This window comes from Clavibacter lycopersici (assembly GCF_003576405.1).
In the GTDB taxonomy this organism is placed as follows: domain Bacteria; phylum Actinomycetota; class Actinomycetes; order Actinomycetales; family Microbacteriaceae; genus Clavibacter; species Clavibacter lycopersici.
The window spans coordinates 1-2,701 of record NZ_QWGT01000308.1 but is presented as its reverse complement, the minus strand read 5'-3'; the positions used below and the strand labels follow the sequence as shown (position 1 = coordinate 2,701).

The window sequence follows — 2,701 nt, the reverse complement described above, 5'->3', positions numbered from 1 at the left end:
AGCGGCGCCTTCGTGACGGGCGCGCCGTTCAGCTCGGAGCCGTTCGTGGAGCCGAGGTCGCGGACCTGGGCGCGGGATCCGTCCCACGCGATCTCGACGTGACGGCGGGACGTGCCCGGGTCGTCGACCGTGATGTCCGCGTCGCTGCCGCGGCCGATGACCGTGCGGCCCACGGGGAGCGGGTGGCGGGTGCCGGCGACGTCGACCACGGGCATCCACGTGACGCTGCCCTCGGCCGTGCGGCTGTCGATCTCGAGCACGCCCTCGGAGATGGAGTCGTCCTCGCGGAAGCCCACCTGCACCGCGCCGGCGAACTGGTAGCCCTGCGAGGAGGCGTGCTTCTCGACCGCCTGGCGCAGCTGGTCGGTGAGGGTGGTGCCGATGCTCGCCATGCGCTCGGCGTCGGCGCGGGAGACGCGGAGGGTGAAGGAGTTGGGCACGAGGATGAGGTCGCGGTCGACGACGGCGGCGTGGGTGTCGAGCTCGCGGCGCAGCTGCGCGGCGATCTCCACGGGCTGCAGGCCGGACTTGAAGGTCTTCACGAAGGCGCCGTTGACGGCGCGCTCGAGGCCCTTCTCGAAGTTGTCCAGGATTCCCACGTGTGATCCGTCCTCGCGCGGTCCTTCCGCGGATGAATAGAGCGATCGTAGCCAACTCACGAGGCGTCGCCCTGGACACCGGCCACGTGGCGGGTGCGCGGCGGGCGCTCGCGGGGCCTGCGGCCGGGTGCAGGGGGCGCCCGTCCGTCCCCGTCGCGGCGCAGGATCGGCTCCGCGGCGTGATAATGTCGTCCGGTTGGCGCGAGTGGCGGAATTGGTAGACGCGCACGGTTCAGGTCCGTGTGTCCGTGAGGACGTGGGGGTTCAAGTCCCCCCTCGCGCACCAGCAGAGCAGAAGGCCCCCGGATGATCCGGGGGCCTTCCGTCTTCCCGGATGGATTCTCCGACGGCGTCGCCCGCTACAGGATGGGCTGCCCGCCCGTGACGGCGACGCGCGCCCCCGACACGTAGCTCGCCTCGTCGCTCGCGAGCATCACGAACACGGGCGCGACCTCGGCCGGCTGACCGGGACGGCCCATCGGCACCTGCTCGCCGAACGACGCGACGTCCTCCGGGGGCATGGTCGAGGGGATGAGCGGGGTCCAGATCGGGCCGGGCGCGACGCTGTTGGCGCGGATCCCCTTCTCCGCGAGCATCTGCGCGAGGGCGCCGACCATGTTCGCGATCCCGGCCTTCGTCGCGCTGTAGGCCAGCAGGGACGGCGGCGGGGTGTCGGAGTTGATCGACGTGGTGCCGATGATCGAGGAGCCGGGCGCCATGTGCTGCACGGCCGCCTTCGTCAGGTGGAAGAACGCGCTGAGGTTGGTGGCGATGGTGCGGTCCCACTCCTCGTCCGGGGTGTCGACGATGGACTCGCGGGACATCTGGAACGCCGCGTTGCTGACGAGCACGTCGACGCGGCCGAACGCGTCCACCGCCTGCGCGATGACCTCGCGGCAGTGGGCGGGGTCGGCGAGGTCGCCGCGCACGACGACCGCCCTCCGGCCGGCCTCCTCGACGAGGCGGCGGGTGTCTGCGGCGTCCTCGTCCTCGGAGAGGTGGTGGATGAGGACGTCGGCGCCCTCGCGCGCGTAGGCCAGCGCGACGGCCTTGCCGATGCCGCTGTCCGCGCCGGTGATGACCGCGGCCTTGCCCTGGAGCCGGCCGGATCCGCGGTAGCTCCCCTCGCCGTGGTCGGCCTGCGGGGTGAGGTCGGCCTCGGTGCCGGGGACGTCCTGCTGCTGCTCGGGCTGTGACATGCGCGCTCCTTCGCTCGGGGTGGTGTCCGTCCATCCGACTCCGGGAGCGCGCTCGTGACGCGGGGGTTGACAGCGCAGGGAGGGTCCGGGGACGGGTGCGGCCGGAGCGCGCGCCCGTCCCGGCCGCGCGGGTCAGCCCTGGCGGGCCTTGTTCCGCGGGTTCTGCTTGTTGATGACGAAGACGCGGCCGCGGCGGCGCACGACCTGCGCGCCGGGGAGCTTCTTCAGGGCCTTGATCGAGTTGCGCACCTTCATGGGTGTGGTCCTTTCGTGAGAACTGTTCTCAATAGACTACAGCCATGCCCGCTCGCGACCACCTGCCCCTGCCCGCGTACCCGCAGCCGCCGTCGGGCGTCGTCCTCGTGGTGGGCGAGGGATCCGCGCTCCGCCAGGTGCTGCGCGACGCCGTGGACGACGCCGCCGCGTCGCTCCTCGTGCTGCCGCCCGAGGAGACGGATCCGGTCGAGCCCATCGCGCGCTTCCTCGACGACCTCGCCGAGCGCGGGCCGGGCGCGGAGGCTGTCGTCGGAATCCCCGCGACCGCCGACGCGCGCGCGACCGGGATGCAGCTCGACATGCTGCTGCGCCGGGAGCAGGAGCTGCAGCGCGCGCTCGGCGGCTCGGGATCCGGCTTCGGACTGCGGCACGTCGTCTCGGTCGTGCCCGCCGACCGCCTGCAGGGGATCGCGTTCGGCCGCGTCGAGGACGCGTTCGACGAGGCCGAGACGCTCGTGGACCTCGTGGAGTACGCGACCGTGGTGGTGCTGACCGGCATGGCGCGCGTGCCGCTGGAGTCGCGCGGCCCGCTGCTCGCGCTCGTGCGTCGGCTCGCGCCGCGCGCCGCGGTGCTCGACGCCCGCCGTCCGCTCGCGCTCGACCGGCTGCCGCGCTGGGGCGACGTGG

General features: G+C 73.1%; 3 protein-coding genes, 1 tRNA gene and 1 pseudogene. 2 read left to right on the top strand and 3 right to left on the bottom strand.

The genetic code is table 11. The annotated features are described in order from the left end of the window. The coding region (locus tag DZG00_RS14340) for an FHA domain-containing protein (RefSeq protein ID WP_119455763.1) at positions 1-599 on the bottom strand (599 nt) is incomplete at its 3' end. A 199-nt stretch (positions 600-798) separates the two neighbouring features. On the opposite strand from DZG00_RS14340, the gene DZG00_RS14335 reads away from it, so the two are divergent. Then, positions 799-885: transfer RNA gene (locus tag DZG00_RS14335), tRNA-Leu, on the top strand. Between the two features lie 73 nt (positions 886-958). On the opposite strand, the gene DZG00_RS14330 is transcribed toward DZG00_RS14335, so the two are convergent. Both DZG00_RS14330 and ykgO read right to left on the bottom strand, forming a co-directional pair. Further along, on the bottom strand, positions 959-1,798 hold the full coding sequence (locus DZG00_RS14330; RefSeq protein ID WP_119382031.1) for an SDR family oxidoreductase: 840 nt from the start codon (positions 1,796-1,798) through the stop codon (positions 959-961). A 132-nt stretch (positions 1,799-1,930) separates the two neighbouring features. Next, positions 1,931-2,053 carry a type B 50S ribosomal protein L36 gene (gene ykgO, locus DZG00_RS14325; RefSeq protein ID WP_011931244.1) on the bottom strand — a complete coding sequence of 41 codons (123 nt, stop codon included), beginning with the start codon at positions 2,051-2,053 and terminating at the stop codon, positions 1,931-1,933. Positions 2,054-2,097: 44 nt separating this feature from the next. Between ykgO and DZG00_RS14320 the strand changes: the two are divergent. Further along, a pseudogene (locus tag DZG00_RS14320) lies at positions 2,098-2,701 on the top strand (GTP-binding protein); the annotation flags it as partial.

What these genes read in the sequence shown, in the direction of transcription:
- DZG00_RS14330 (WP_119382031.1), bottom strand. Translation starts at nt 1,798, where the DNA reads ATGTCACAGCCCGAGCAGCAGCAGGACGTCCCCGGCACCGAGGCCGAC.
- ykgO (WP_011931244.1), bottom strand. Translation starts at nt 2,053, where the DNA reads ATGAAGGTGCGCAACTCGATCAAGGCCCTGAAGAAGCTCCCCGGCGCG.